Below are 2,581 nucleotides of genomic sequence, written 5' to 3' on the forward strand. Positions count from 1 at the left end.
AGACGACGCGTTCGGGGCCGTCGTCGCGGAGCAGCGCGCTCTCCGTGCGGGCGGTCCCGTCGCGGTACGCGTAGCCGCCCCGCTGGACCAGCCCCACGGGGTACCCGCCCACGTTGCCGCGGGCTCGTGCGGCGAAGTGCGCGATCTGGACCGCGCGCTGGTCGGCGTCGGGGAGCTTTTCGCCTTCGTCGGCGTCGACCGCCGACTCGCCGCCGCCGTCCGTTGAGTTCGGATCGCTGTCGCCGTCGACCTCGAAGAGCCGGAGGACCGGGTAGGTCTCGGCGACCTCGTCGACGACGACGGAGCCGAGCCGGTAGTGGGTGCCGTCCCGACGCACGTACGCCGGATCGTCCGCCCCCGCGAAGAACGGTTTGCGGTACTGGGTCGTGTACTCCTCGCCCGCCAGCGCGGCGTCGAGCGCCGCCTCGTCCCACTCTTCGGCCGGATCGTCGGAGTCGCGCACGTATCGGTCGCGAAGCGACCCGTCGACTCGGGAGAGCGAGAGCCCCAGTTCCGCTCCACCGTCGTCGCTCGGGTCGTCGCTATCCGTTCCGAGACAGCCCGCGACGACGCCGATGCCGCCCGCGACTGCGCCGGCGAGGAGCCGACGCCGAGACGACGTGAGTTCGTCCATACCGGACGTACCGGGAGGCGACGGAAAGCCGTTGCCGAAACACAAACGCTCGTTTGCGTGACCGCGAGGCGTCGGGACGCGGTTCTCGACGGATCGCCCGTCCGCCTTACCGCCGATCTCCGCGGCCCGAGCGAACTGAATTACTGAAAGTAATATACTGGTGGCAGAGCGTTTCCGCAAGTTATACTGTCAGCGGTGGAGTATCGAAGCGTAATGGACCGAAACATACAGGTAAGTCGCCTCGACCGACAGGCGGTCGAGGACCAGGAGGTCGAGATCGTCGAGCGAAAGGGGATCGGTCACCCCGACTCGATCTGCGACGGCGTCGCGGAGTCGGTCTCGCGGGCGCTCTCGCAGCTCTACTTGGACCGCGTCGGTAAGGTGCTCCACTACAACACCGACGAGACGCAGCTGGTCGCCGGCCGCGCCGCGCCCGCGTTCGGCGGCGGCGAGGTCGTCGAGCCGATCTACATCCTCATCGTCGGCCGCGCCACGAAGGAGTACGACGGCGAGCAGCTCCCGGTCGACTCGACCGCGCTCGCGGCCGCCCGCGACTACCTCTCAGAGGCGATCCCGGAGCTGGAGTACGGTACCGACGTGGTCATCGACGTGAAGCTCGGCGAGGGCTCGGGCGACCTCCAGGACGTCTTCGGCGAGGAGACTCAGCAGGTCCCGATGGCCAACGACACCTCCTTCGGCGTCGGGCACGCCCCGCTCACCGAGACGGAGACGATCGTCCGCGAGGCCGAGCGCGCGCTCAACGGCCCGTACCACGACGATCACCCCGAACTCGGCCCGGACGTGAAGATCATGGGCAAACGCGAGGGCGACCGGATCGACATCACCGTCGCCGCCGCGATGGTCGACGCCTACGTCGACGGCCTCGACGAGTACGACGACGCGGTCGAAAACGTCCGCGAGTACGTCGACGACCTCGCCCGCGAGTACACCGACCGCGAGGTACACGTCGACGTCAACACCGCCGACGACTACGACGAGGGCTCCGTCTACCTCACCGTCACCGGCACCTCCGCCGAGCAGGGCGACGACGGCTCGGTCGGCCGCGGCAACCGCGCGAACGGACTCATCACCCCGAACCGCCCGATGTCGATGGAGGCGACCTCCGGCAAGAACCCCGTCAACCACATCGGGAAGATCTACAACCTCCTCTCGACCCGCGTCGCCGAGTCCGTCACGAGCGAGGTCGACGGCATCCGCGACCTTCAGGTCCGACTGCTCTCGCAGATCGGCCGCCCGATCGACGAGCCGCACGTCGCCGACGCGCAGATCGTCACCGAGGACGGCGTCGAACTGGGCGACATCGAGGACGACGTCCTCGCCATCGTCGACCGCGAGCTGGCCGACGTGACCGACGTGACCCGCAGCGTCATCGAGGGCGACGTCTCGACGTTCTGACGACGGCCCGCGAGCGGTCGCACACTCTGAAGGTGACCGGCCCGGGGTTTCTACTCGCGACGCGCCGTACCGATCGACATGGCAGACACGCCGACGGGAGTCGAACTCAAACCCGACTTGACCGACGACGTCGCCCTGGTCACGGGCGCGACCCGCGGGATCGGGGCCGAGATCGCCGCGAACCTCGCCGATCTGGGAGCGACCGTCTACGCCGGGGCGCGCGATCCCGACGACGTTACCGCCGTAGACCAGCACGCGGTCCGGCTCGACGTGACCGAGGACGGCGAAATTCGGGACGCCGTCGACCGGATCGAACGCGAGCAGGGCGCGCTCGACGTCCTCGTGAACAACGCGGGCGTCTTCCCGCGGTCGGGACCGCTCCACGAGATGGACCTCGCCGACTTCGACCGGACGACGGCCGTGAACCTCCGCGGGCCGGTCGCCGTGACCAAGCGCGCGCTGCCGCTGCTCACCGACGGGACCGGCGGCCGCGTCGTGACGCTTTCGTCGGGACTCGGGCAGTTCACCGAG

At 69.2% G+C, this 2,581-nt stretch carries 2 protein-coding genes and 1 pseudogene; 2 read left to right on the forward strand and 1 reads right to left on the reverse strand.

Annotated features, from left to right (window positions below):
- A pseudogene (locus tag BN903_RS04180) lies at nucleotides 1-634 on the reverse strand (hypothetical protein); the annotation flags it as partial.
- 213 nt (nucleotides 635-847) lie between these two features.
- On the opposite strand from BN903_RS04180, the gene BN903_RS04185 reads away from it, so the two are divergent.
- Both BN903_RS04185 and BN903_RS04190 read left to right on the forward strand, forming a co-directional pair.
- Nucleotides 848-2,050, forward strand: a complete 1,203-nt coding sequence (locus BN903_RS04185; RefSeq protein ID WP_048076536.1) for a methionine adenosyltransferase — start codon at nucleotides 848-850, stop codon at nucleotides 2,048-2,050.
- Between the two features lie 78 nt (nucleotides 2,051-2,128).
- A partial coding sequence (locus tag BN903_RS04190; protein ID WP_048076748.1) for an SDR family NAD(P)-dependent oxidoreductase occupies nucleotides 2,129-2,581 on the forward strand: 453 nt, incomplete at its 3' end.

The organism is Halorubrum sp. AJ67, assembly GCF_000513435.1.

Bases quoted from the DNA above. Each gene is read 5' to 3' on its own strand.
- BN903_RS04185 (WP_048076536.1), top strand. From the start codon at position 848: ATGGACCGAAACATACAGGTAAGTCGCCTCGACCGACAGGCGGTCGAG.